Source organism: Methyloversatilis discipulorum (genome assembly GCF_000527135.1).
GTDB lineage: Bacteria > Pseudomonadota > Gammaproteobacteria > Burkholderiales > Rhodocyclaceae > Methyloversatilis > Methyloversatilis discipulorum.
On the sequence record NZ_AZUP01000001.1, the window covers coordinates 1,893,194 to 1,915,335 of the forward strand.

The following is a 22,142-nucleotide window of genomic DNA, read 5'->3' on the forward strand; positions in this document are numbered from 1 at the left end:
TTACTGCTGCGGTTTGGCGTGCCCGGTGAGGGCCTGCAGGCGGGCGCCGTCCTCGGTGGCGGCCTGGACATTCAGGATGCCCTCGACGCCGTATCGACGACCATTCATGTAGCGTTCGATGCGATCCAGCATGCGCGCCGGGTAACGCGTCGCGCAGGCTGCATCCTTGACGAATACCGCGACGAAATCATTCCAGATGTCGAGCCGCTGGTAGGCGGTGAATGATTCCAGCAGGGCGGGCCGGTAACCCGAGCGCGTGCCCCAGCGCACCAGCGCCTCGCCGGCGTCCGGATAGAAGCGCCAGCAGTCGACCGGATAGCGGTGGAACTCGCCGTTCGACGGCGCGTTCAGGTAGAACAGCCCGCCCGGTTTGAGCACCCTGAGCACTTCGTTGAAGGTGAGCCAGAACATGTCGACATGCTCGAAGCAAGAGCTGCTCACGACCACGTCTGCCGCGCCGTCTTCGAACGGAAGGCGGTAAGCGTCGTCCAGCACCACGTCCACCCCGCGACCGGCGGCGAAATCGAGGCCCACATAGCATGCGCCCGCAGGAGCCAGCTGCCGCAGGGAGCCGTTGATGTCCTGCGAACCGATGTCGAGTATCAGCGCCGGAGCAGCCGCTTCGAAATAGGTGGCGAAGAACAGCCGGCCGTTCTCCATCGCGCTCGGATGCATGCCGCTTCCTTTCAGTCCGCGCGTCGCCGGAGCAGCACGAGGTCCTGCGTGCCGGCCATGGCGGGGATGATGTCGAGCACATCGAACCAGCGCGACCAGCGGGTCATCACGTAGTCGGGCGAATGCATCACGTTGCGGTAGTACGAAGGATGGTCGATCACCGCCTGCAGCTGGTCGTTGGCACCGGTATCCAGGATGCCCCTGCGATGCACTTCGAGATTCAGCGTCGGCGGCGTGTCGAAAAACACCATCTGTGCGAGCCCCTGAACCGACAGCATCAGCAGCGCGCCGGGGCGCGTGATGCGACGCAGCTCCGCCAGCCATGCGTCCTGCACCGGCTCGTCGAGGTGGGTAAGCACAGACAGCCCGATCACCAGATCGAAGGCGCCGTCGGCAAAGGGCGTGGGCGGCATCAGGTCGATGTGAATGAAGCGGGCGCCGGGCAGCGTGCGGGCGCAGCAGGCGACGTTGTCGGCATCGATGTCGATGCCGGTCACCGCCGGTGAGAGCAGCGACAGGTAGCGGCTCAGCCGGCCCGCGCCACACCCCCAGTCGAGAATGGCCTCGAAGGAGCCGATCGGGCGGTCGAAGCGCTCCAGCAGCAGTTGCTCGACGTGCCTCGCGATGGTCGCGCCACCCAGACGGAAGATCTGCGCGTTGTCCGTGCCGATGACGCGCTCGATCTGCGCTGGCGACGGCATGTCGGGCTCACGCGCGGGGTCGGCCAGATACCACGCGGTGCGGTACGACAGCCGGTGTTCGCCGAACGGGCCGGTCACGTTGAGGCGGATGAAGCCGTCGGCAAACAGGTCCGGCCGGCCGTCCCGGCGATGCCTGCAGAAGAAGCGCGAATTCACGGCATGCGGAATGTGAGCGAACGGCGCCAGCAGGTCCGGCGACGCAAGCGCGCGATCAACCTGATCGAAGTCGGCGCCGTTGATCAGGAAGCGCAGCTGCGCCGGCGCGTTCCAGATCGACAGCGCCCATCCGGATACCGTGATGTCGTCGTCGGTGACGGCGATGCAGTCCGGCATCCATCCCAGATACCGGGCGGCGGCGATCTGGATGTCGGCGTGATAGATGTTCATGCGTAGGTCGTCGAGAATTCGGAGGGTGCGCGCAGCAAGGTCCTGCCCTCTCCGGGCACGGACAGCGCACCGGCAAATCGGTCAGCGGCCGGCGCATCGTTCATGGGCGGACGTGCTCATTCAGGAATCGTGCCGCACGCTCGATGGCCGGCGACAGCCAGTCGGCACTTTCCAAACGATTGTCGGTGTAGCACGCGTAGCTGCTTTCAATCAGTTCCGCCCAGGAAATCACTCGCTCGCCGTGGGTAAGGTGCAGCGAACTGGCGGGCGCCACCTCGTCACTCTCGCCAGGCGTGGATCCCGGCAACCCGGGATAGACCGGCCACAGCAGTGAGTTCTTCAACAGCCAGTCCTCCGGCGGAGGCACAGCCAGGGGCTCGACATTCACCCGGGCCAGCATCTGCTTTGCCAGCTCGAACAGGACGGACACCGCCGGGTGGTTCGGACAGTGCATGAAGATGCGACGGGCGGCAAAAATGTAGCCGGCATCGAAGCCCAGACTCGAGAAGTTATCGAGCAAGGCCTGCCGGTGGTGCGCAAAGTCGCTCACATAACCCAGTCCGGCATAGACGAAGCGGTTGAACAGCGCGGGTACGCGCGTCGCGGGCAGCTTGCAAAGGTAGGCGCCGGCAATGATGGCCGAGTGATAGTGGGAGGCGACAGTCTGCACATAGGTGCCGTTGCAGCGGAGCACGCAGCTGTCCGGATGAAAGCCGCCGAACACCACGGTGGGAATGGCGATCACCGAACGCGGGCGCGCCCGCGACAGGGCGTTCCGCAAGGCCTGCTGGGGCCCTGCACTGGCAACCGCATATTCCGGCAGGTGCGCAAACAGCACATCCACCTCGTTCGCCAGAGCCATCACGGCCGCCAGCGTCGACTCGTCACCATCCTCCAGCTGCTCGACCTGTATCGCATCGAACAGGTGATCGGGCGCCAGCGCTTCCAGGCAGTCGAGCAGGCCGCGCGACTGGCAATTACCGACGATGCCGAATCTCATGGTGCCGTCAGCTGCTCTTCGTCACACCACACTTCATACCACTGGTCACGCTCCGACCGGGTGGTCTGCGCCGCCGACGACGTGAGCCCCGGCTTCGCGGCCGCCGGGCCCTGTGCCTGGTACAAGCGGGTGAAGTAATCGACCACGTCGCGCACACCTTCTGGGGTCACATGCCGCATGTCAGACTGATAGTAGCGCCCCATCGTGTGATGGCCGGCAACGCACTCATAGGACGGGAAATAGGTGGTCAGATCATCCTCTCGCGTCATCATGTCCGCGACCACGCGCAGCGCCGCCTTGGTGTAGCTGTTGGAGACCAGCACATGACGCGGCTCATAGGTGGCCGCAATGGACACTGGCGAAACGCTCAGTACCAGTTTCACCGATGGATTCAGCACGCGCAGATTGCCGACGAGACGCCGCAGGTCATCCACCATTTCTGGTACCGAGAAATTGTGGAAGCGGCAGTTCGACTCCCCTTCCGGCTCACCATGTACGCCGGGCGCCAGCGGAAACACGGCGCCATCGACATCGGACACCCATGCTTCGGTCATTCCCAGCGTGAACACGAATACGTCGCACTGCTCGAACATCCGGCGCACCGCCGCCAGGTGCGACACACGGTCCGCCAGCAAAGCGTCGAGCGTGGCAAAGCCCTGCGGCTCGACGTTGGGCCGGAACGGGTCGACGAAGGCCCCGGACCAGCGCCAGGCCTGCACGCGAGGCTCGAACAATCCGTACGCGCGTTCGAACAGCTGAAGCAGCTGCCGAACGGTATAGATGTTGCCGAAACGCGCCGGATAGACGCCGAACAGGCGATCCGCCGGCCCTGTTTCGGTCACCAGGTAGTTGAAGCCCCGCGTCGGCAGCTGGCGGGCCAGATGCTGCGCAAAACAGCTGCCCGCCGACACGATCCTGTCCGTCGTATGGATCACGAAACCGTCGTTCGGCGCCGGGACCTGCATCATGTCGAATCCGGCAACGCCAGCGGTTCGCGACCAGAAGGCGGTATCCGGCAGATCGGTGTAGGGATGCGACATTGCGGTGAGCAGTGCTGTTTCGTTCCGGGTCGCCAAGGCTACATTGAACGGGAGGCTTTTTCGACCCGCAGCGGGCGCAGCAGGACGAGGCCGGCCGTCCGGTTCGGGGAGAGGCCCGGGCATGCATACGGACTTTCGACCGAGGACTTCGCTCCGGGCCCTGAACCGGAAAACAAAAAAGCCACCCCGAAGGGTGGCTTTTTTGCGGGATTCTTGGTCGGGGAAAGAGGATTCGAACCTCCGGCCCCTGCGTCCCGAACGTCAAAACACCCTCTTTCCAGACAAAGCCTAATCTGCTGACCATTGAAAAATCAGCAACTTAGAGTGCAACAGAGGGAAAGAAAAAGCAAGTCGATGCATGCGTTGAGTGGCACAGTGGCACAAAAGTGGCACATTTTTTTATGCCGATATCAAAACCTATTTTCATAACCTCCAAAATCTTCGAGGCGCCAGCCACCCGAGGAATTTCGCTCGAGATCCCGAAGCGAAACCTCGGAGACGAGGGGGATAAGTCCGGGAGCTATAGAAACAGTCAGCCACCACCGCCCCTGTCGTCACATGAACTCCGCCCCGATTACACGCCAGCAAGCCGCCGAGTTGCTGGGCGTAAGCCTTCGAACGATCTCGAATCACATCCGAGCTGGCGTGTTGCCGCCGCCCCATTCACTCGGCGGTCGCCGCGTGTATTGGAGAAGTGATGTCTTTTGGGCCGCCGTTAACGACCGGCTTGAGCCAGCTTTCGCGCAAAAGAGCTCACCTTCTATTGCACGACCTACAGAGAACAGGCGCGGGCCAGGTCGTCCCCGCAAGTCCGCAAAACTCTGATGGCGGCTGCGATATAAGCGAGCGCCCTGAACCCGCTTTGATAGCAGACCAGTCGGCCGATCAGCCAACCGCGCAGCGCTCCCGAGCCACGGCTGCACAACCCTAATCAGGAGCGATAGGCAAGACAGGAGCTCTCGAACCGGTTGAATCGCCAAATGAACCCCGCCGGGTAGCAAGTACGGCCATCGTTGAGTTCTGGCTTCGCCACAACAAGCGTATGGAGTGCATCGCCGTCTCCCGTGACCAGTACTACGGCGAGGAGCTCCCGGGCCTCACATCCTGGGACGAAGCGCCCTGGATCGAAATGGCTGATGGCGTGACGCTTCGCTAAGGCAACTCAAAGCATAATTGTCATACTCACGGCCTGGAAGGATTTCCTTTCAGGCCGATTTTCTTTCTACTGCACAATGTCTTTCATTGTGCTGAGAGCGTTACGAAGCCCTCTCTGTCCTTCTTCTATGAGAGCCTGTTGTTCCCTTGAGTAGCTGTCGATTCTCGCCAACCGTTGATTGTACTCTTCCGCCTGCGCATCCGTAGGAAACATCAGATTGCCGTCCACCACGTCCCATCCCTGGGCAGATTTGAAAAGAGCAACAAGCGCGGTAAATTCGTGCAAAATTTTCTCTTCGTAATCCCAGCTCCGAGTGGTGTTCTCCAAGCCCCTTGGAAAGGAATCTCTCATGCCCCGGTAGAACCCTTTTGAGTGTTCATTTTCAGGCACAAATTGCTTGAAGTCCTCGATCATAGAGCCGTAATACTTTTCGAAAATTTGTCGATGTTTGATCAGAGCAGCCCTTGATCTTTCAAGAATGGCCTTGCCTTGGTTTCCAGTAGGGTCTGCTTTAAGCCTTTGAGGGTCGAGTAAGGAATTTAAGCCCGCGGCGGCCAAGTCAGCCTGATAGCTCTGTTGCATGGCAAGTTGTCTGTCGACCACCCATCTGAAACCTGTCTGGATTTGTTGCATCAGCTGAACAGCGGCTTCATCCCGGCTGCTCAACGATTTGGACCCAGGGTTCACCTTAGAAAGCGATGCTTCCGGGGTCTTGGCATCAGGGGCTGAATCGGAAGGGGTGGGGCCGTAAAACGTTCTCGCAGCGTCCTCAACTCGAGATACGTCCTTTTCGAACTCCGGAATTATCTGCCCCAGCGCCTCTTTAGCGTTCGCCTCCTGGGTGTTCGCTGCGATCATGCGGCCTACTTGAAAGGACGCGACGATCGCAATAAAAGCCAGCAGCACTTTCTTGTTCGTCTTGCCCGGAATTGCTGCCAATGAAAAGGGGATGGCGGCTACCAGCCCGTAAACGAGGGATTGTCCAAAAACTCTTGCCGCATCTGTAGAGCCTGGCTCGGCATAAAGCACGCTCAAAAGAATGAGAAGCAGACAGTAAGCGGCCAAAGACCACTCGAAAGTAGAGGGGTTCTTTGCTGTATCTGTTGTGGCATTCATCGGTCGTATTCTCGTTGGTCTGAATCGCAGGCGGACTTCACCACATGCACCCCTTGAAATCAACCATCTTTTCGGATGAGAGACACAGATCTTCGCAATCGAGATAAGGCGGATGGCTAGACCAGGTTTGCACTGTGACCTCGTCCCATGAAGCGCTCGCTTTTTGTTTCCTCTCTCTGTCTTTTTTCCGTGGTCCTGGCGGACGCGCAGGCGGCCCCGATAACGCTCGGCGCTGCACAGTCATGGAACGCATACATTCGCCAAGACTGAATCGCCCCTTCGATACGGAGCCGCGCGCGACGTCTGCGCCCCTTGTGGACATAATCGATGTCCTGCGTCGGGATCTCGTCCATCTTGTGAGCGAGTTGCTGGACGCACAGATGCGTGTAACGCAAGAGCATCCGAGTGTCCCGATGTCCGCTGATCGCTTGCAGATCGAGCAATCCGAACTTGCCGGACTCGGCGAATCGGCTGATGGCTTCGTGCCGCAAGTCATGAAAGTGCAGGTCGTTCAATCCGGCCCTTTTGCAGGCAAGGACGAAGTTCTTCTTTACGGAGTACTCGCCAATCTCAAAGACTTTCTCGGACACCCGAGGCAGGGCTGCGAGGACAGCCACCGCACGCGCTGAAAGAGGCACATCACGCGACCGTCCGTTTTTTGTGGCGGGGAGGTGCGCTGAGCGCCTTTCCAGATCGACGTTAGACCACGTAAGCCCAAGGATTTCGCTGCGGCGCATCGCTGTGCACAGCGCGACGATGAGGACCGCCTCGAGATACTCCCGATCGACTTCCTGAATCGCCTCGAAAAGTGCCCTTTCTTCGTTGGCAGACAAACGGCGGTCACGCTCGTTGAAGTACTTGGGGCGGCGCAGTCCCTGCAGCGGGCTCTCGCTGGGCGCGATCTTCCAGACGTCGCTCGCATATCTGAGGATCTGCGAAATGACATCGATCTCGCGATCGACGGTGCTGGGCGCGACTTCGGTGAGACGCTCGGTGATGAAGTCCTGAAGATCTTCGGTCGTGAGCGCCGAGAGGGGCTTTTCGACGAACTCTTCGTCGCGAAGAAGCCGATTGATCCGGTAAGTTTCGGACTCTGCGCCCTTGTGTGCAGGCACGATCTCGTCTCGGTAACGCTCCATCAGCTCGCGCACAGTGATGCGGGCCGCTGCGGTGTAATCACGAAAAATCGAGAGCGCGCGGTCGGCCTCGATCTTTTTCTGGGTCTTTTCCGCCTCCTCGCGTGAATCGAAGGTTTGCACAAAGGAGTTGTGCGCGTAGCGCAGGCGCAGTTGCCAGGAGTTTTCGAGCTGAGTGAGGCGCGCATCCAGGCCGGCGGCGCGAAGCTGCTGACAGTAGGCCTGCGCCGCATCCGTTTTCGTAAAAGAGAATTCGCGCGTATGCGCGGGTTTTCGGGGGACGTGAACGACCCAGGCAGAACGGTTGATGATGGACATGCGAGCTGCTCCAAAAAAGTGGAAGGAGCTCTGTCTAGAAACCGGGTTTAGCCTCGAACCGCACGCGCAGGCGGGTTTTGTGGCCGAGTGGCACAAAAGTGGCACATTTACCCTGGAATTGATGTGCCACTGGGACGCAGAGAGTTGAGGGTACTGGCCCACAAACCCTTGATTCCAAAACAAAAAAGCCACCTCGGAAGGTGGCTTTCTTGCGGGATTCTTGGTCGGGGAAAGAGGATTCGAACCTCCGGCCCCTGCGTCCCGAACGCAGTGCTCTACCAGGCTGAGCTATTCCCCGAACCTCACAGCAAACTACCGAGGCAGCTCGTCGTGCCCGTTGCCGTAAGCAACGAGGCGCGCACTTTACTAGAACTTTCTCTCGACTGCAAACGTTGCGAGATCGAGCAGACTCTGCAGGTATTCATTCGCCTGCAGTCCGGCCAGTTCCGCGCGCGCCAGTTCGGCTTCCTCCCTCGCGCGGACGCGGGCGACCTCAAGCGCGCCGCTGTCCACCACCGCCTTCAGCACGTCGGCCCAGTCGTCGCGCCCACCCTCCTCGATGGCATGCCGGACGACGACAACCTGCTCCGGCGTCCCGTTCTTCATCACGTGGATCAGCGGCAGCGTGGGCTTGCCCTCGGCCAGATCGTCGCCGAGGTTCTTGCCGATCGAACCTTCGTCGCCCGAGTAATCGAGGATGTCATCGACCAGCTGGAACGCAGTTCCCAAGTGCATGCCGAAACGTGCGAAACGTTCTTCGATGTCGGCGTCGACGCCGGCCAGCATGGCGCCGAGGCGGCTGGCCGCCTCGAACAGCTTGGCCGTCTTGTAGCGGATGACCTGCAGATAGCGGTCTTCGTCTACGTCGGCATCGTGGCAGTTCAGCAACTGCAGCACCTCGCCCTCGGCAATGATGTTGGTCGCCTCGGCCAGCACGGCCTGCACGCGCATGCTGCCGACCGACACCATCATCTGGAAGGCGCGCGAGTAGAGGAAGTCGCCGACCAGCACCGAGGCGGCGTTGCCGAACAGCGCATTGGCGGTCTTGGCGCCACGGCGCAGTTCCGACTCATCCACCACGTCGTCGTGCAGCAGCGTCGCGGTGTGGATGAACTCGACCACGGCGGCCAGTTCGGTACGATGCTGCCCGGAATAGCCGCATGCGCCGGAGGTCAGCAGCACCAGTGCAGGACGCAGCCGCTTGCCGCCGGCACCGATGATGTACTCGGCCACCTGGCGCACCAGCACGACGTCCGAGTGCAGGCGCTCGCGGATGACGCCATCCAGCGCGCGCATGTCGTCCGCAATCAGGCTGTAAAGACGGTTCATTGAAGACAAGGAAGTGCTGCCGGACGCGGAAAAACGCGGATGGTAGCAGCGCGCGAAAACCCGTCAAGCCGTTGATGTTTCGCAGCCTTTGACAAAAAGCCAGCGTCTCGGATATAGTTGTGGATTCCCTTAAACCTTACTGGGGTTACACATGTACGCGGTCATAAAAACCGGTGGCAAGCAGTATCGCGTTGCCGCTGGCGAAAAAATCAAGGTAGAACAGATACCTGCGGATGTGGGCTCGGAAATCGTGATCGACCAGATTCTGATGGTCGGTGAGGGCGAATCGGTCAAGATCGGTGCGCCCCTGGTTGCCGGTGCCAGCGTTCGTGCAACGGTGCTCACTCAAGGGCGCCACAAGAAGGTGACGATTTTCAAGATGCGCCGTCGCAAGCACTACCAGAAGCATCAAGGTCATCGTCAGAACTACACCGAACTGCGCATCGAAGCCATCAACGGCTGAGAATGTTGAAAAATGCGCTGAGCGTGGCTGAGCGTATCCAGGAGAGCATCAAATGGCACACAAAAAAGGCGGCGGCAGTACGCGTAACGGCCGCGACTCAGAATCGAAACGCCTTGGCGTCAAGAGCTATGGCGGTCAGCTGATTTCGGCAGGCAGCATCATCGTGCGTCAGCGCGGCACCGAGTTCCACCCCGGCGACAACGTCGGCATGGGCAAGGACCACACGCTGTTCGCCAAGATTGACGGCGTTGTGCAGTTCGTCGTCAAGGGTGCAAACCGCCGTCGCGTGGTCACCATCGTTCCGGCTGCAGCCTGATTCCGGCTCGCCTGAACCGAAGCCCTGCCCGCGAGGCAGGGCTTTTTGTTTCTGCCGCCTGCGCAAGCGACGGCACCAAGCAAGCATTCGATATTCCAGTCACTCCAGGCACGCGTGAAGCGAAATGAAATTCTTTGACGAAGCGAAGATAGAGGTCATCGCCGGCGATGGCGGCAATGGCTCGGCCTCGTTCCGCCGCGAAAAATTCATTCCGTTCGGCGGTCCGGACGGCGGCGACGGCGGCCGCGGCGGCAGCATCTGGGCAGTCGCCGACCGCAACCTGAATACGCTGATCGATTTCCGCTATACGCGCATGTTCCGCGCCGCAAGCGGCGAGAACGGTCGCGGCGCCGACTGCTACGGCAAGGGTGGCGACGACCGCGAACTGCGCATGCCGGTCGGCACCACGATCACCGATCTGGCAACCGGCGAAGTGATCGCCGACCTCGACCACGACGGCGCCCGCGCGCTGATTGCCAAGGGCGGCCGCGGCGGTCTGGGCAACCTGCATTTCAAGTCGAGTACCAACCGCGCGCCGCGCCAGACCACGCCCGGCGAAGCCGGCGAGCGACGCGAACTGAAGCTCGAACTGAAGGTGCTGGCCGATGTCGGCCTGCTCGGCATGCCGAATGCGGGCAAGTCCACCTTCATCCGGGCCGTGTCTGCCGCACGACCCAAGGTCGCCGACTATCCCTTCACCACACTGGCGCCCAACCTCGGCGTCGTGCGGGTCGATGATTCGCGCAGCTTCGTCATCGCCGACATTCCGGGCCTGATCGAAGGTGCGGCTGAAGGCGCCGGTCTGGGTCACCAGTTCCTGCGCCATCTGCAGCGCACCCGCCTGCTGCTGCACCTGGTCGATCTGGCCCCCTTCGACCCGGAAGCCGACCCGCTGCATGACGCGCGCGCCATCGTCGAGGAGCTCCGTCGCTACGATGAGTCCCTGTACCAGAAGCCGCGCTGGCTGGTGCTGAACAAGATCGACCTGATTCCCGAGGAAGAACGCGAACAGCGCGTACGTGATTTCGTCGAGGCCTTCGGCGCCGAACGTGCGTTCAGCATTTCGGCGATGACACGTCAGGGCTGTGACGGTCTGTGCTACGCCATCATGGATCACGTGGAAGCGACCCGTCCGCCGCCTGAACCGGAGCCGGACGTGCGCAATCTGGACGCTGGCGAGGCCGGCGATGGAGCGGGCGATGAGAACGCGCCTTGAGAATGCGAAGCGGCTGATCGTCAAGGTCGGCAGCGCGCTGGTCACCAATAACGGCGCCGGACTGGACCTCGGCGCGCTGCAGGAATGGGCGCGCCAGATCGCCGCATTGCGCTCCGAAGGGCGCGAAGTGCTGCTGGTGTCGTCGGGCGCCATTGCGGCCGGCATGCAACGCCTGGGCTGGAGCACCCGGCCGAGCGCGATGCACGAACTGCAGGCCGCTGCCGCCGTCGGCCAGATGGGTCTGGCCCAGGCCTACGAAGGCGCCTTCTCGCAGTACGGTCTGGCCAGCGCACAGATCCTGCTGACGCACGAAGACCTGGCCGATCGCACCCGCTACCTGAATGCCCGCTCGACCCTGTCCACGCTGATGGAGCTCGGCGTGGTGCCGGTGATCAACGAGAACGACACCGTCGTCTACGACGAGATCAAGTTCGGCGACAACGACACGCTGGGTGCGCTGGTCGCCAATCTGACCGAAGCGGACTGCCTCGTCATCCTGACCGACCAGAGCGGCCTCTACACCGCCGACCCGCGCAAGGATCCGTCCGCCACGCTGATCAGCGAAGGCGAAGCCGACGACCCGCGCTTCGAGTCGATGGCCGGCGGTGCCGGCACCGGCATTTCGCGTGGCGGCATGATCACCAAGGTGCGTGCCGCACGCCGTGCCGCGCGCAGCGGTGCCGACACGGTGATCGCCAGCGGCCGCGAGCCGGACGTGCTGCTGCGTCTGGTGCGCGGCGAAGCACTCGGCTCCTTCCTGAAGGCCGGCAACACGCCGCTGGCTGCGCGCAAGCAATGGCTGGCGGATCATCTGCAGCTGGCGGGTACGCTGATACTGGACGAAGGTGCGGTGAAGGCGCTGGGCGAGGGTCGCAGCCTGCTGCCGATCGGCGTGACCGAGGTGCAGGGCCAGTTCGAACGCGGTGCGGTCGTCGCCTGCCGCGACAGTGCGGGCCGCGAACTGGCGCGCGGGCTGATCAACTACTCGGCATCGGAAACCCGGCGCATCGCGCGTCGCCCGTCGACCGATATCGAGGCACTGCTCGGTTACGTCGACGAGCCGGAACTGATCCACCGCGACAACATGGTTCTCGCCTGACGCACCCGGCCGGGTGCGTCGGTTTCACGCCAGCGGCAGCGCGAATTCGAGCAAGGTGCCGTGCTCCGGCGCCGGACCGATGGCGAAGCGGCCACCCAGCGCATCGGCGCGATATTTCATGCCGAGCAGGCCGTGCGAACCGGTCTTGCCGCGCGCCGTGGCAGCGATGCCGACACCGTTGTCGCGGATTTCCAGCCGGACAGTCGGCCCATCGACCGTCAACGCGATGCGCACCTCGGTCGCCTGCGCGTGCTTCCTGATGTTGGTCAGCGCTTCCTGCGCGACGCGGTAGATCGCGATCGCCCTGTCCCGATCCAGCTCCAGCGCCTCCGGCAGTTCCAGGTCGACCGTGAACGGCGCTGAAGCGCGCGTCTCTTCAGCCAGCGATTCGAGCGCAGGCAACAGGCCCAGATGGGTCAGCACGGTCGGCACCAGACCTTCGATCACGCGCCGCTTGATCTGCACGCCCTGCTCCAGGATTTCGCAGACGCGCGACAGCGACTCGACGTCCGGACTGTCCTGCTTGCGCGCCCGGCGCAGCAGCATCGACGCCTCCATCCGGCTGGCGGTCAGGATGGATCCCAGTTCGTCGTGCAGTTCGCGCGCCAGCGCCGATTTCTGCCGCTCGGCTTCGGTCTGCAGGTGGCTGGCCAGCTCCGACAGCTCTTCGGTGCGCACCCGCACCAGCGCGTCGAGCTCGTCGCGCGCCGCCCTCAGGCGGTCGGCGATCTGCGCTTCCGCCTGGCTGCGCATCGCATAGGCACGCAATAGCAGGATGAGCATCAGCACGCCGATGGCGATGACGACGATGGCCGCGGCGCGCTGGCGTTCGATCTCCTCACCGAGCAGCGTCATCTGCTCTTCCAGGTAGGCACGCTCGGTGCGCACCAGCGGTTCGAGCGCTTCGCGCAGTTCGTTCTGGTCCACCACCGGCGGCAGGAAGGCATCCATCACCTCGACCGGGCTCGCCTCCGGCGGCAGCGCCCGCAGCCGCTTCAGCTCCTCGGCTTCCGCTGCGGTCAGGCGCTTGACGACGGCGATGCGCTCTTCGTCTATGCCCCGGCGAGCAGCCCAGCCGAGCACGTGGGTGCCCGCCTCGGCGAGCCGCTGCACCGTAGCCAGATGCTGCGCCAGATGATCGGGCGACGGCTCCTCGGTGTAGCGTGCCTCGGTGGCCACCCCCTGCGCATTGTCGTAGACCAGATTGTTCAGCGCCGCCAGCGACAGGCGCGAAGCATCGATTTCCTCGCGTTCGCGCTGCATGCCCTGGAAGGTGATTTCGGACACCGCGGCGAAAGCCACGCCGATCAGCACCACCAGCAGCGCCCCCCAGCGGAAGCGCGCCAGCCGCATCAGCAGGCTGTCGGTCAGACGTTCCGCACCGTCGGTCGCGGAACCGGCCTTGCGCGCCGCGCGCGACAACCCTTCGACGATGGCGCGATGCCGCGCTGCCGCCTTCACCGGGCGTTCCGCGTCAGACATGTCCGACGCCCCCGCCATGGCGCGGACGACAGCCCGTATCGGCCGCCCCGCCTAGGATTCGATCACGCACGCTGGCAACGCCGCCCGTGTCGGCCCTGTTCGTGTTCATCAAGGAGGCTGTCATGCTTCACTATGCCCTTATCTTCTTCATCGTTGCGCTGATCGCGGCATTGTTCGGCTTCGGCGGCCTCGCCGCAAGCGCGGCCGGCATCGCCAAGATCCTGTTCTTCGTATTCCTCGCGCTGACAATCGCCTCCTTCGTGGTGGGACTGTTCAAGCGCTGAGGCGGATAATCCGCAAAGCCTTCCACGACGACCACGCCATCATGCAAAAGAAACGCGTACTTCTCGCCGACGACCACCAGATCGTGCGCAACGGCCTGCGCCAGCTGATCAATGCCGAAGCCGACCTCGAAGTCGGCGCCGAAGCGTCGACCAGTGCCGAAACGCTCACCCTGTTGCGTCAGCAGGACTTCGACGTGCTGCTGCTCGACATTTCGATGCCCGACCGCGACGGCATGGACACGCTGCGCCTGCTGCGTACGCACCGCGCCGATCTGCCGGTGCTCATCATCAGTGCCTACGCCGAAGAACAGTACGCGCTGAACATGCTGCGCGCCGGTGCCAACGGCTACATCCGCAAGGATGCCGACGTGGACGACATCCTGACCGCCATCCGCACCGTGCTGCGTGGCCGTCGCTACGTGAGCGACACCGTTGCCGACCTGCTGACGCAGCGCCTGAGCGGCGACGCCGACGCCCCGGCGCACCAGCAGCTGTCGGAACGCGAGTTCCAGGTGCTGCACAAGCTGGCGACCGGCAAGTCGGTCACCGAAATTGCCGACGAACTGTTCATCAGCGTGAAGAGCGTCAGCACCTACCGCAGCCGTCTGCTCACCAAGCTGAACCTGAAGAGCAATGCGGAACTGACCTACTACGCGCTGAAGAATGGTTTGATCGAATGAGTACGTCTGTCGGCTCGCACCTACATCCGGCGCCGCAAGGCGGTGAGATACTTGGTACGCACTCCAATCCCTATCGCTCCACCGACTACGAAGCGCACAGAGCCGTGCAACCGCATCCGTCGTCCGCCACTCCTCCGCTCGCCCGCCCGCGCCCACTGCGCGTGCTGCTGGTCGAGGACTCGCTGCTGATCCGCAAGCACCTGGTGACGCTGCTTGAGGACAGTGAGGGCGTCGTCGTCTGTGGCGAGGTCGATACCGAAGCCGACGCGCTGACCGCCTTGCGTGTCGGTCGCTTCGACGCGGTGGTGGTGGACCTGCAGTTGCGCGAGGGCAGCGGATTCGGCGTGCTGCAGCACCTGAAGCTGAATCATCCCGACCTGCTCGCCATCGTGCTGACCAACAGCAACACCGCGGCCATGCGCGCGCGCAGTCTGGCGCTGGGCGCCCATCACTTCCTCGACAAGTCGAGCGAATTCGAACGCGTCGCCGAACTGCTCGAAGGCCTGCGCTGAGCGCTCTTCGCGCCCTCCCCAAAAGATTGACGATGGTCGCTGCGGTGAGTTTCGTACTCGGCCCGTCGAGCATCTCCGCACCCCTCATTTCATGCCGAAGTCATCGGCGTTCCGTTTCGACGGGCGCGCTGCGGCATAGTGTCGCACCCTGAAATTCCACGGTTTCGATGCAGCACAATCCCGTCCCGGACGTTGCGTAGCTGAGGCGACGCACGTGGCCTCACAAGGTCCGCGTCGCGATGCCTGAGCAACCCTCGTCGCCTGAAATCCGCCTGCATTCGCCTCGACTGCAGGCATCTACGAGGACGAGATGCATGAACCGCTTTCTGAATTTCGGCGTCGCGCTCGCGCTGTCGGCCGGCATGACCGTCGCCCACGCGGCAACCAGCTACGACGTGGTCACCACGTGGTACGAACCCGACACGCAGCCGAACAACACCATTTTCACCGGCAGCTTCGACTACGACGCCGCGACGCGTACGGTCACGAACCTGCAAGGCCAGTTGAGCGAATCGATGACCGGCATGATGGGTGGCGGAATGACCTGGCTGTCGCTCGATCATCAGCTGGTGTCGTGGTATGACGCAGCGCTCGGCGGCACCTTCGCCGCCGCGTTCAGGAACGCCAGCACCAACACCTTCTGGACCGGCGCCGGCGGCAATGGCTGGTCGCCCGCCTCGGGCGTCGCTGCGGGCGGTGTCTACTACGGCTTTCCGTCGGCCGGAAACAATCCGGGCAACGCCTACGCACTCATCTTCATTCCCGACGATCCGCTCGCCGCACTGACTCAGGCCCAGATCAACAAGCTGGCCTACGCCGACTGCGCCGCCGGCGGCATGATGGGTGCCGTGTGCATGACCGGCACCAGCGTGGCCGGATACGGCGCCGAAGGCACGATGAGTGGATACCCGCTTTCGCAAACCATCACCGCAGCAGTGCCGGAACCCGAAACCTGGGGCCTGATGCTGGCCGGCCTGACCGCGATCGGCGCGATCGCGCGTCGTCGCCGGGCGATCTGACGACGTCGTCGACCGACGATCCGGCCCCCGGAAGGCGGCGAGGCGCCCACCTCGCCGCCTTTCTGCCATTTCTCAGCACATGAACTCTTCCTGTTCGCGACCGCGGTCGCGCCTCGCAATCCTGCTGTTGGGTTCCTGCCCGGCCCTGCTTCCGATCAGTGTCTCCGCTCAGTCCGGACCCATGCCGGCGCCGACTCCGCTTGCCCCCATCCGGGTCGAGGGTGCGCGCGACGAAAGTCCGGTCGGTGTGACGACGCTGCCCTCTTCCGCGCTTGATGCGCTGCGCTCGAGCAGCAGCGACACGGCGCGGCTGCTCGAGGGCATTCCAGGCGTGTCGACCTACGGCGCAGGCGGCATTTCCAGTCTGCCGTCGATTCGCGGCCTGGCCGACGAACGTCTGAAGATCACCGTCGATGGCATGGACCTGATGTCCGCCTGCCCCAACCACATGAATCCGGCGCTTTCGCTGATCGACCCGAGCAAGGTCGAGACAGTCGCTGTCTACGCCGGCATCACGCCGGTCAGCGAAGGAGGCGACAGCATCGGCGGCGCGATACAGATCAGATCCGCGCGCCCGAAGTTCGCCGCGTCCGACAACGAAACGCTGACCGAAGCGAAGGTCGGCACCTTCTTCCGCAGCAACGGCAACGCCCGCGGCCACAGCGTGGACCTGTCGATTGCCAGCACACAGCTGAGCGTGCGCTACAGCGAATCCGCCAGCGAGTCCGACAACTACCGGACGGCGGGTGATTTCAAGAAGGAAGGCTTCTGGAAGCAGCTCGGTCAGCGCCCGGTCGCGGAGCGCGAGGTCGCATCGAGCGGCTATGCCGGATCGAAGAACAGGGAGGTCGGTCTGGGCCTCGCGTGGTCGTCGAACAGCGTCCTTCACCTGACCTACAGCGAACAGAAGCTCGACTACCAGGGCTTTCCGAATCAGCGCATGGACATGATCTTCAGCCGGCCGGATCCCGCCAATCCGGGCAATTACGTCATTGCGGAGAACACACCGTCGAACGTGAACCGGACCATCAACCTGCGCTACCTCGGACAGCACGCCTGGGGCGAACTCGAAGCGCGCCTGTTCCGGCAGACCGTGGCGCACCACATGGATCTGAACCAGGACCGCTTCTTCGGCATGTTCATGCCGATGAAGTCGGACGCGAGCACGCTGGGCGGCCTGCTGAAGGCGAGCATTCCGTTGAGCCCGGAACATCTGCTGCGCATCGGTACCGACTTCCAGCAGTACCGGCTCGACGACTGGTGGCCACCGATCGGCCTCGCGCCGGGCGCCATGTGCTGCGACGATTTCCAGAACATCCGCAACGGCAAGCGCGATCGTATCGGTGTATTCACCGAACTGGAAACCGGATGGAACGCGGCCTGGCTCACCCTGTTCGGCATCCGCGGCGGTCTGGTGCACTCGGACGCGGACAGGGTGCAGGGCTACAGCAACTTCTATGCAGCCGACGCCGCCCGCTTCAACCAGCGCGACCGCAGCCGGAACGACACGCACCTCGACCTGACAGCGTTGGTCCGCTACACGCCCGATGCCCGGCAGAGCTACGAGGCCGGCATCGCGCGCAAGACGCGCTCGCCCAGCCTGTACGAACGCTACCCGTGGTCGACCTTTCCGATGGCCGCCCTGATGAACAACTTCGTCGGCGACGGCAACGCCTACCTCGGCAACCCTCACCTGAAGCCCGAAGTGGCCTACACCGCGAGTGCGAGCGCGCACTGGCACGACGAAGGCAAGGAGCGTTGGGACTTCAAGCTGTCCGGCCACGCCACCTATGTCGACGACTACATCGACGCGCAGCGCTGCCCACGCGCGCTCAGCGCCCAGTGCAACGCGCTGAACAGCAATGCTGATGATCGCTACGTCATCCTGCAGTACGTGAATCAGCGGGCGATGCTGCAGGGCGTCGACCTGTCCGGTTCGACACTGATCGCACAGCATGCAGACATCGGCAAGCTCTACCTGAACGGCATGGCGAGCTACGTCGACGGCCGTAACCTGAGCACCGGCGACAAGCTCTATCACATCATGCCGCTGAACGCGAAGATCGCGCTGGAGCACCGCTCGCAGCGGTGGACGAACACCCTCGAAGTGCACTCGGTTTCAGCCAAGGATGAGGTGTCGCGGGTCAGAAACGAGGTGCAGACCCCGGGCTATACGCTGCTCAACCTGCGCAGCAGCTTCGCGTGGAAGAACGGCCGCCTCGACCTCGCGCTGGAGAACGCGCTGAACAAGTTCTACCTGCTGCCGCTGGGCGGCGCCTATCTCGGCCAGGGCAATTCGATGACCACTGCTGGCATCCCCTGGGGCATGTCGGTTCCCGGCCGGGCGCGATCGCTGAATGTCGCGCTCAACCTGAGTTTCTAGTCGCAGCGGACGCCGGCGCGACGATTTGCCGCATTCCGCCGGCGTGTCGAGTTCGCTCTAATGCGCGCCACCGAGTCGCATCCGCGCTCATGACAAAAAGGAGACATGACATGGTCCGCCCGCAATCCCTGACGTTCGCCGTCGCGTTCACCCTCGCACTGCCACTCGCCGCCGAGGCGCATATCGGCTACGGAGGCCGCGATTTCGGCAGCTTCGATGCCGCCGGAGGCAGCGTCACCATCGCCAATCAGAGCGTGTCCGGCAATTACGGCTGGGCCGACGGCCTCGACGCCGACTTCGGCGACTCGCACCGGCTGCGCGCCTTCCGCTTCTCGCTGACCACGACCACTACCGTCACCTTCAGCGTTGCCGCGAACGCGGGCGCGACCGCCACCTCGGTGGGCGGACTGCTGCCCGGCTTCTCGATCTACCAGGGACTGGCCCACCTGGCGCCGTTCGGCGCGGACCACGACGGTGCGGCGGCCACCGTGGCCTATCTGTCGTCGCTCGATGGCGCCCCGAAGGAAGGCGCATTCCGCGCATTGAACGACTGGAAGATCGGCAATGACGCCGGCGACCCGCTGTCGGTGTTTACCTTCCGCGGCTATGCAGCCGACAGCGATCTCGATGGCTTCGTGACCGGTAGTTTCGAACTGGGTGCCGGCGACTACAGCATCTTCGTCGGCGGCGTGAACTACGTGTCGCAACTGGATGCGATGCGCCCGACCTACGGCATGACGGCCACGCTGGCGGTCGCCGCCGTACCCGAACCCGAAACCTATGCGCTGCTGCTGTCCGGTCTCGGGCTGCTCGGCCTCGCCGTCCGCCGTCGCAGCGGATGCTGACCAGACGCCCCGTCAACCACCGGCGCGCGACGGCTCGCCGGTGGTGAGGTCGAAAGGCGCGATCAGCGTCTCGCCCGCTGTATGCACCACCAGGCGGGTACGCCAGCGCATCGCGCCGGTGGCGCAGATGGGCAGGGTGACGCTCGCCTCGAAGCCACCGGTCAGCCGTTGCGCCAGTACCTGCCTGAACAGCCCCATATTCATGTCCGTGCCCTCGAACTCGAGCTCGACCTGGCGGACATCCACATCGTTCAGTGCCAGCGACGCGACGAAGGGCGTACCGGCCGGGACCGGACGCGGCGTCACCGTCAGCTCCAGCCACCCTCCGCGGTCGAGCGCCACGCGGCAGGGGCCGTGGTCCAGCCGGCAGGGCGGCGACGCGAGCACGCGCGGCACGGCGTCCTCCATGAAGTTGCGCCGGCTGCCGACGATCACGATGCCGATCAGCAGCGCCACGATCAGCACATGCGGCAACGACTGTCGAATCAGGGCGGGCTTCATGCGGTGCGCGATCCAGGAGCAAGGCGTGTCGAAAACGGTGAGTGTGCATCAGGCGCCGTCAGCGCGGGCATGTGCATCGATTGAAGCGCCCGCAGCGAATCCATAGACTGAACGCATGCCCCCTCACAGCACTGCCTTGCCATCCGCACCGCTGCCCGCACAATCGCCAGCGCGGCCGCACGACCGACTGCTTCCGGGGCTGATCAGAGCGCGCTGGTGGGCGCTGGGCGCACTGCTGTCGATGCTGGTCATCGCCCCCGGACTGCTCGACCTGCCGCTGCCGCAGGAGCCGATGCTGGCCATTCTCGCCGCGGTCGGCCTGTGGAACGGCCTCATGCACTGGCAGCTGAACCGGAGCGCCGGCACGCCGGATGCCACCGCCTGTCTGCTGCAGCTCTGCGTAGATCTGCTCGCCTTCGCGTCGCTGCTCTATTTCAGCGGCGGCGCCACCAATCCGCTGGTGTTCATGCTGCTGCTTCCGGTGGTGCTGTCGGCGCTGCTGCTGTCGCGCGGCGCGGTGCTGGCGATCGCCGCACTGGCCATCCTGCTCTACTCGGTACTGATGGTGCGGTTCATTCCGCTCGAACTGGGCGATGCCCGGCGCGCGACCGCGCTGCACCTGTCCGGCATGTGGCTCACCTTCGTCGTGTCGGCCGCCATGCTGGCCTGGTTCGTGATGCGCACGACCGACGCACTGCGCCGGCGCGACGCCGAACTGGCGCGCGCTCGCGAACAGACCTATCGCGACGAACGCGTGCTGGCACTCGGCGCGCTGGCGGCGGGGGCTGCACACGAGCTCGGTTCACCGCTGGCCACGCTGGCCGTGCTGGTCGGCGAGATGGAGCGCGAGGCGCCGGCGGATACGACCGCGGCGGCGGACCTGAAACTGATGCGCGAACAGATCGCCTACTGCAAGCGCATCATCACGCGCCTGACCGAGCAGGCCGGCGACCAGCGCAGCGAAGGCGCAGAGTCGATGCGCTGCGACGCCTGGCTGGAAGGTCTGCACGCCGCATGGCGCAGCCTGCGCGGTGACTGCGACTCCACCTTCACGCTGCTCGGTAGCGGCGAACCGCCGGTCATCGTGATCGAGCCGACGCTGGGCCAGGCTGTGGTCAGCCTGCTCGACAACGCGTTGCGTGCCGGTGCGCCGGTCGACCTGGCACTCGACTGGAATGCCGAGGAAGTGCGCATCGAGTTACGCGACAGCGGACCGGGCTTTTCAGAGGACGTGCTGCGCAAGGCCGGACGCCAGACCTTCGGTGACGACGCCCAGGGCAGCGGCATCGGCCTGCTGCTGGCCACCGCCAGCCTGGAACGCATGGGTGGCAGACTCGAACTGGACAATCCCTGGACCGGTGGCGCACGAGCGACCATCCGGCTGCCTCTCGCACGCATAGGACTTCATGTCTGAATCGATACTGGTCATCGACGATGACGAAACCTTCAACGCGGTGCTGGTGAATGCACTGCGCCGGCGCGGGCTGGACGCCCATGGGTGCACCGACCCCGCCACTGCGCTTGCCGTGGCAGCGCGGCAGAAACCCGCCCGCGTCGTGCTCGACCTGAACCTGAATGGCACGTCCGGCCTGTCCCTCGTCCGGCCGCTGCTCGACGCACTGCCCGAACTGCGCATCGTCGTGCTGACCGGTTACGCGAGCATCGCCACCGCGGTCGATGCGATCAAGCTGGGCGCCTTTCAGTATCTGGCCAAGCCGGTAGAGGTCGACGCCATCCTGTCGGCCTTCGATTGCGTGGTGAGCTCACCTGCCGACGACATGCTCGACGCCGAGCCGCTGTCGGTCGGACGCCTCGAATGGGAGCACATCCAGCGTGTGCTGAAGGAGCACGACGGCAACATTTCCGCCACCGCGCGCGCGCTGAAGATGCACCGCCGGACGCTGCAGCGCAAGCTGATGAAGCGCCCGGTCAAGGCCTGACCGGGCCGGGCGCGGCCGCGCGCCCTCAGTGGTGTGCGTGACCCGCAGCAGGCTGGATGTCGAGCACCGCGGCCGGCATCTTCAGGTCACGCGTGGTCTGCCCCTCGGCGGGAATCTGCGACCAGTCGTTCACGCCCTGCTCGCACAGCTGCTTCACCTTGAACCAGCGGCGTCCCGCCGCGTCGGGCAACTTCATCATCAACACGAACTCGTCGTAGTGGGCGTCGGCCAGCGGGCCACCACGCCAGCTCACCTCGACCACGGCGTCAGTGACCGGCTTGCCGTGGTTCATCAGCGGCTGCGCCAGCTTCTCGCTGCGCGTGCTGACCGTCCAGCCCGGCTTCACCATCGGCTTCACGCTGGCCATCGGCTCGGGCAGCGTCACCGTCACTTCGGTGGTGGCCGAGCCTTCGCAGCCGTGGCCGACACGGAACACGCCCTTGTAGTAGCTGCCGGCGGTCGCCACCTGCTGTTCGAGCACGACGTGCGCATTGGCGACGACGGGGGCGGCAAGCAGCGCCAGTGCGCAGATCCTGATCTTCAT

23 protein-coding genes and 1 tRNA gene are annotated in these 22,142 nt (G+C 63.9%); 13 read left to right on the top strand and 11 right to left on the bottom strand.

The features are described from left to right. From METFAM1_RS0108670 to METFAM1_RS0108685, 4 genes are all read right to left on the bottom strand, one after another. The gene (locus tag METFAM1_RS0108670; protein ID WP_024300586.1) at nucleotides 1–675 is read right to left on the bottom strand and encodes a methyltransferase domain-containing protein; all 675 of its coding nucleotides are present in this window, start codon (nucleotides 673–675) and stop codon (nucleotides 1–3) included. 11 nt (nucleotides 676–686) lie between these two features. Beyond that, the gene (locus tag METFAM1_RS0108675) at nucleotides 687–1,763 is read right to left on the bottom strand and encodes a class I SAM-dependent methyltransferase (RefSeq protein ID WP_019919219.1); all 1,077 of its coding nucleotides are present in this window, start codon (nucleotides 1,761–1,763) and stop codon (nucleotides 687–689) included. A 100-nt stretch (nucleotides 1,764–1,863) separates the two neighbouring features. Then, nucleotides 1,864–2,763, bottom strand: a complete 900-nt coding sequence (locus METFAM1_RS0108680; RefSeq protein WP_019919220.1) for a WcbI family polysaccharide biosynthesis putative acetyltransferase — start codon at nucleotides 2,761–2,763, stop codon at nucleotides 1,864–1,866. Then, a complete protein-coding gene (locus METFAM1_RS0108685; protein WP_019919221.1) occupies nucleotides 2,760–3,803 on the bottom strand; it encodes a GSCFA domain-containing protein in 1,044 nt (347 codons plus the stop codon). Before METFAM1_RS0108685 ends, METFAM1_RS0108680 begins: the two co-directional genes overlap by 4 nt. Before the next feature lie 558 nt (nucleotides 3,804–4,361). Between METFAM1_RS0108685 and METFAM1_RS21400 the strand changes: the two genes are divergently transcribed. Continuing rightward, on the top strand, nucleotides 4,362–4,628 hold the full coding sequence (locus METFAM1_RS21400) for a helix-turn-helix transcriptional regulator (protein ID WP_081627202.1): 267 nt from the start codon (nucleotides 4,362–4,364) through the stop codon (nucleotides 4,626–4,628). 397 nt (nucleotides 4,629–5,025) lie between these two features. Here the strand turns inward: METFAM1_RS21400 and METFAM1_RS0108695 are convergent, their stop codons facing one another. From METFAM1_RS0108695 to METFAM1_RS0108710, 4 genes are all read right to left on the bottom strand, one after another. Next, on the bottom strand, nucleotides 5,026–6,075 hold the full coding sequence (locus METFAM1_RS0108695) for a hypothetical protein (protein WP_157256690.1): 1,050 nt from the start codon (nucleotides 6,073–6,075) through the stop codon (nucleotides 5,026–5,028). 116 nt (nucleotides 6,076–6,191) lie between these two features. Continuing rightward, nucleotides 6,192–7,529 (bottom strand): site-specific integrase, encoded by a 1,338-nt coding sequence (locus tag METFAM1_RS0108700; protein WP_019919224.1) that lies wholly within the window; start codon nucleotides 7,527–7,529, stop codon nucleotides 6,192–6,194. Nucleotides 7,530–7,750: 221 nt separating this feature from the next. Next, nucleotides 7,751–7,827 (bottom strand) — tRNA-Pro (locus tag METFAM1_RS0108705). 68 nt (nucleotides 7,828–7,895) lie between these two features. Continuing rightward, entirely contained in the window at nucleotides 7,896–8,858 is a 963-nt protein-coding gene (locus tag METFAM1_RS0108710) for a polyprenyl synthetase family protein (protein WP_019919225.1), read from the bottom strand. 151 nt (nucleotides 8,859–9,009) lie between these two features. On the opposite strand from METFAM1_RS0108710, the gene rplU reads away from it, so the two are divergent. The 4 genes from rplU (at nucleotide 9,010) to proB (ending at nucleotide 11,952) form a co-directional block, all read left to right on the top strand. Next, on the top strand, nucleotides 9,010–9,321 hold the full coding sequence (rplU, locus tag METFAM1_RS0108715) for a 50S ribosomal protein L21 (RefSeq protein ID WP_019919226.1): 312 nt from the start codon (nucleotides 9,010–9,012) through the stop codon (nucleotides 9,319–9,321). 52 nt (nucleotides 9,322–9,373) lie between these two features. Beyond that, entirely contained in the window at nucleotides 9,374–9,637 is a 264-nt protein-coding gene (gene rpmA / locus METFAM1_RS0108720) for a 50S ribosomal protein L27 (protein WP_008057943.1), read from the top strand. Between the two features lie 124 nt (nucleotides 9,638–9,761). Then, nucleotides 9,762–10,853 (top strand): Obg family GTPase CgtA, encoded by a 1,092-nt coding sequence (gene cgtA, locus METFAM1_RS0108725; RefSeq protein ID WP_019919227.1) that lies wholly within the window; start codon nucleotides 9,762–9,764, stop codon nucleotides 10,851–10,853. After that, complete coding sequence (gene proB / locus METFAM1_RS0108730) at nucleotides 10,837–11,952, top strand: glutamate 5-kinase (protein ID WP_019919228.1); 1,116 nt, start codon at nucleotides 10,837–10,839, stop codon at nucleotides 11,950–11,952. Before cgtA ends, proB begins: the two co-directional genes overlap by 17 nt. Nucleotides 11,953–11,976: 24 nt before the next feature. Here the strand turns inward: proB and METFAM1_RS0108735 are convergent, their stop codons facing one another. Beyond that, a complete protein-coding gene (locus METFAM1_RS0108735; RefSeq protein WP_019919229.1) occupies nucleotides 11,977–13,434 on the bottom strand; it encodes a sensor histidine kinase in 1,458 nt (485 codons plus the stop codon). 122 nt (nucleotides 13,435–13,556) lie between these two features. On the opposite strand from METFAM1_RS0108735, the gene METFAM1_RS0108740 reads away from it, so the two are divergent. The 6 genes from METFAM1_RS0108740 (at nucleotide 13,557) to METFAM1_RS0108765 (ending at nucleotide 19,157) form a co-directional block, all read left to right on the top strand. Then, nucleotides 13,557–13,718 (top strand): DUF1328 domain-containing protein, encoded by a 162-nt coding sequence (locus METFAM1_RS0108740; RefSeq protein ID WP_024300587.1) that lies wholly within the window; start codon nucleotides 13,557–13,559, stop codon nucleotides 13,716–13,718. 41 nt (nucleotides 13,719–13,759) lie between these two features. Then, complete coding sequence (locus METFAM1_RS0108745) at nucleotides 13,760–14,398, top strand: response regulator (protein WP_019919231.1); 639 nt, start codon at nucleotides 13,760–13,762, stop codon at nucleotides 14,396–14,398. Further along, a complete protein-coding gene (locus tag METFAM1_RS0108750; protein ID WP_232419702.1) occupies nucleotides 14,395–14,910 on the top strand; it encodes a response regulator in 516 nt (171 codons plus the stop codon). The genes METFAM1_RS0108745 and METFAM1_RS0108750 overlap by 4 nt, the downstream gene beginning before the upstream one ends. 314 nt (nucleotides 14,911–15,224) lie before the next feature. Then, complete coding sequence (locus METFAM1_RS0108755) at nucleotides 15,225–15,929, top strand: PEP-CTERM sorting domain-containing protein (protein ID WP_019919233.1); 705 nt, start codon at nucleotides 15,225–15,227, stop codon at nucleotides 15,927–15,929. Nucleotides 15,930–16,110: 181 nt separating this feature from the next. Beyond that, entirely contained in the window at nucleotides 16,111–18,312 is a 2,202-nt protein-coding gene (locus tag METFAM1_RS0108760; protein WP_019919234.1) for a TonB-dependent receptor, read from the top strand. Nucleotides 18,313–18,422: 110 nt separating this feature from the next. Then, a complete protein-coding gene (locus METFAM1_RS0108765) occupies nucleotides 18,423–19,157 on the top strand; it encodes an FxDxF family PEP-CTERM protein (protein WP_019919235.1) in 735 nt (244 codons plus the stop codon). Nucleotides 19,158–19,169: 12 nt separating this feature from the next. Here the strand turns inward: METFAM1_RS0108765 and METFAM1_RS0108770 are convergent, their stop codons facing one another. Next, nucleotides 19,170–19,658, bottom strand: coding sequence for a hypothetical protein (locus METFAM1_RS0108770; RefSeq protein WP_019919236.1), 489 nt, complete (start codon nucleotides 19,656–19,658; stop codon nucleotides 19,170–19,172). Nucleotides 19,659–19,773: 115 nt separating this feature from the next. Between METFAM1_RS0108770 and METFAM1_RS0108775 the strand changes: the two genes are divergently transcribed. Together METFAM1_RS0108775 and METFAM1_RS0108780 are read left to right on the top strand one after the other, a co-directional pair. After that, on the top strand, nucleotides 19,774–21,072 hold the full coding sequence (locus tag METFAM1_RS0108775) for a sensor histidine kinase (RefSeq protein WP_027491041.1): 1,299 nt from the start codon (nucleotides 19,774–19,776) through the stop codon (nucleotides 21,070–21,072). Next, complete coding sequence (locus tag METFAM1_RS0108780) at nucleotides 21,065–21,598, top strand: response regulator transcription factor (RefSeq protein WP_019919238.1); 534 nt, start codon at nucleotides 21,065–21,067, stop codon at nucleotides 21,596–21,598. The genes METFAM1_RS0108775 and METFAM1_RS0108780 overlap by 8 nt, the downstream gene beginning before the upstream one ends. A gap of 25 nt (nucleotides 21,599–21,623) precedes the next feature. Here the strand turns inward: METFAM1_RS0108780 and METFAM1_RS0108785 are convergent, their stop codons facing one another. Beyond that, nucleotides 21,624–22,142, bottom strand: a complete 519-nt coding sequence (locus tag METFAM1_RS0108785) for a YcnI family copper-binding membrane protein (RefSeq protein ID WP_019919239.1) — start codon at nucleotides 22,140–22,142, stop codon at nucleotides 21,624–21,626.

What these genes read in the sequence shown, in the direction of transcription:
- METFAM1_RS0108670 (WP_024300586.1), bottom strand. Translation starts at nt 675, where the DNA reads ATGCATCCGAGCGCGATGGAGAACGGCCGGCTGTTCTTCGCCACCTAT.
- METFAM1_RS0108675 (WP_019919219.1), bottom strand. Translation starts at nt 1,763, where the DNA reads ATGAACATCTATCACGCCGACATCCAGATCGCCGCCGCCCGGTATCTG.
- METFAM1_RS0108680 (WP_019919220.1), bottom strand. Translation starts at nt 2,763, where the DNA reads ATGAGATTCGGCATCGTCGGTAATTGCCAGTCGCGCGGCCTGCTCGAC.
- METFAM1_RS0108685 (WP_019919221.1), bottom strand. Translation starts at nt 3,803, where the DNA reads ATGTCGCATCCCTACACCGATCTGCCGGATACCGCCTTCTGGTCGCGA.
- METFAM1_RS21400 (WP_081627202.1), top strand. Translation starts at nt 4,362, where the DNA reads ATGAACTCCGCCCCGATTACACGCCAGCAAGCCGCCGAGTTGCTGGGC.
- METFAM1_RS0108695 (WP_157256690.1), bottom strand. Translation starts at nt 6,075, where the DNA reads ATGAATGCCACAACAGATACAGCAAAGAACCCCTCTACTTTCGAGTGG.
- METFAM1_RS0108700 (WP_019919224.1), bottom strand. Translation starts at nt 7,529, where the DNA reads ATGTCCATCATCAACCGTTCTGCCTGGGTCGTTCACGTCCCCCGAAAA.
- METFAM1_RS0108710 (WP_019919225.1), bottom strand. Translation starts at nt 8,858, where the DNA reads ATGAACCGTCTTTACAGCCTGATTGCGGACGACATGCGCGCGCTGGAT.
- rplU (WP_019919226.1), top strand. Translation starts at nt 9,010, where the DNA reads ATGTACGCGGTCATAAAAACCGGTGGCAAGCAGTATCGCGTTGCCGCT.
- rpmA (WP_008057943.1), top strand. Translation starts at nt 9,374, where the DNA reads ATGGCACACAAAAAAGGCGGCGGCAGTACGCGTAACGGCCGCGACTCA.
- cgtA (WP_019919227.1), top strand. Translation starts at nt 9,762, where the DNA reads ATGAAATTCTTTGACGAAGCGAAGATAGAGGTCATCGCCGGCGATGGC.
- proB (WP_019919228.1), top strand. Translation starts at nt 10,837, where the DNA reads ATGAGAACGCGCCTTGAGAATGCGAAGCGGCTGATCGTCAAGGTCGGC.
- METFAM1_RS0108735 (WP_019919229.1), bottom strand. Translation starts at nt 13,434, where the DNA reads ATGTCTGACGCGGAACGCCCGGTGAAGGCGGCAGCGCGGCATCGCGCC.
- METFAM1_RS0108740 (WP_024300587.1), top strand. Translation starts at nt 13,557, where the DNA reads ATGCTTCACTATGCCCTTATCTTCTTCATCGTTGCGCTGATCGCGGCA.
- METFAM1_RS0108745 (WP_019919231.1), top strand. Translation starts at nt 13,760, where the DNA reads ATGCAAAAGAAACGCGTACTTCTCGCCGACGACCACCAGATCGTGCGC.
- METFAM1_RS0108750 (WP_232419702.1), top strand. Translation starts at nt 14,395, where the DNA reads ATGAGTACGTCTGTCGGCTCGCACCTACATCCGGCGCCGCAAGGCGGT.
- METFAM1_RS0108755 (WP_019919233.1), top strand. Translation starts at nt 15,225, where the DNA reads ATGAACCGCTTTCTGAATTTCGGCGTCGCGCTCGCGCTGTCGGCCGGC.
- METFAM1_RS0108760 (WP_019919234.1), top strand. Translation starts at nt 16,111, where the DNA reads ATGCCGGCGCCGACTCCGCTTGCCCCCATCCGGGTCGAGGGTGCGCGC.
- METFAM1_RS0108765 (WP_019919235.1), top strand. Translation starts at nt 18,423, where the DNA reads ATGGTCCGCCCGCAATCCCTGACGTTCGCCGTCGCGTTCACCCTCGCA.
- METFAM1_RS0108770 (WP_019919236.1), bottom strand. Translation starts at nt 19,658, where the DNA reads ATGAAGCCCGCCCTGATTCGACAGTCGTTGCCGCATGTGCTGATCGTG.
- METFAM1_RS0108775 (WP_027491041.1), top strand. Translation starts at nt 19,774, where the DNA reads ATGCCCCCTCACAGCACTGCCTTGCCATCCGCACCGCTGCCCGCACAA.
- METFAM1_RS0108780 (WP_019919238.1), top strand. Translation starts at nt 21,065, where the DNA reads ATGTCTGAATCGATACTGGTCATCGACGATGACGAAACCTTCAACGCG.
- METFAM1_RS0108785 (WP_019919239.1), bottom strand. Translation starts at nt 22,142, where the DNA reads ATGAAGATCAGGATCTGCGCACTGGCGCTGCTTGCCGCCCCCGTCGTC.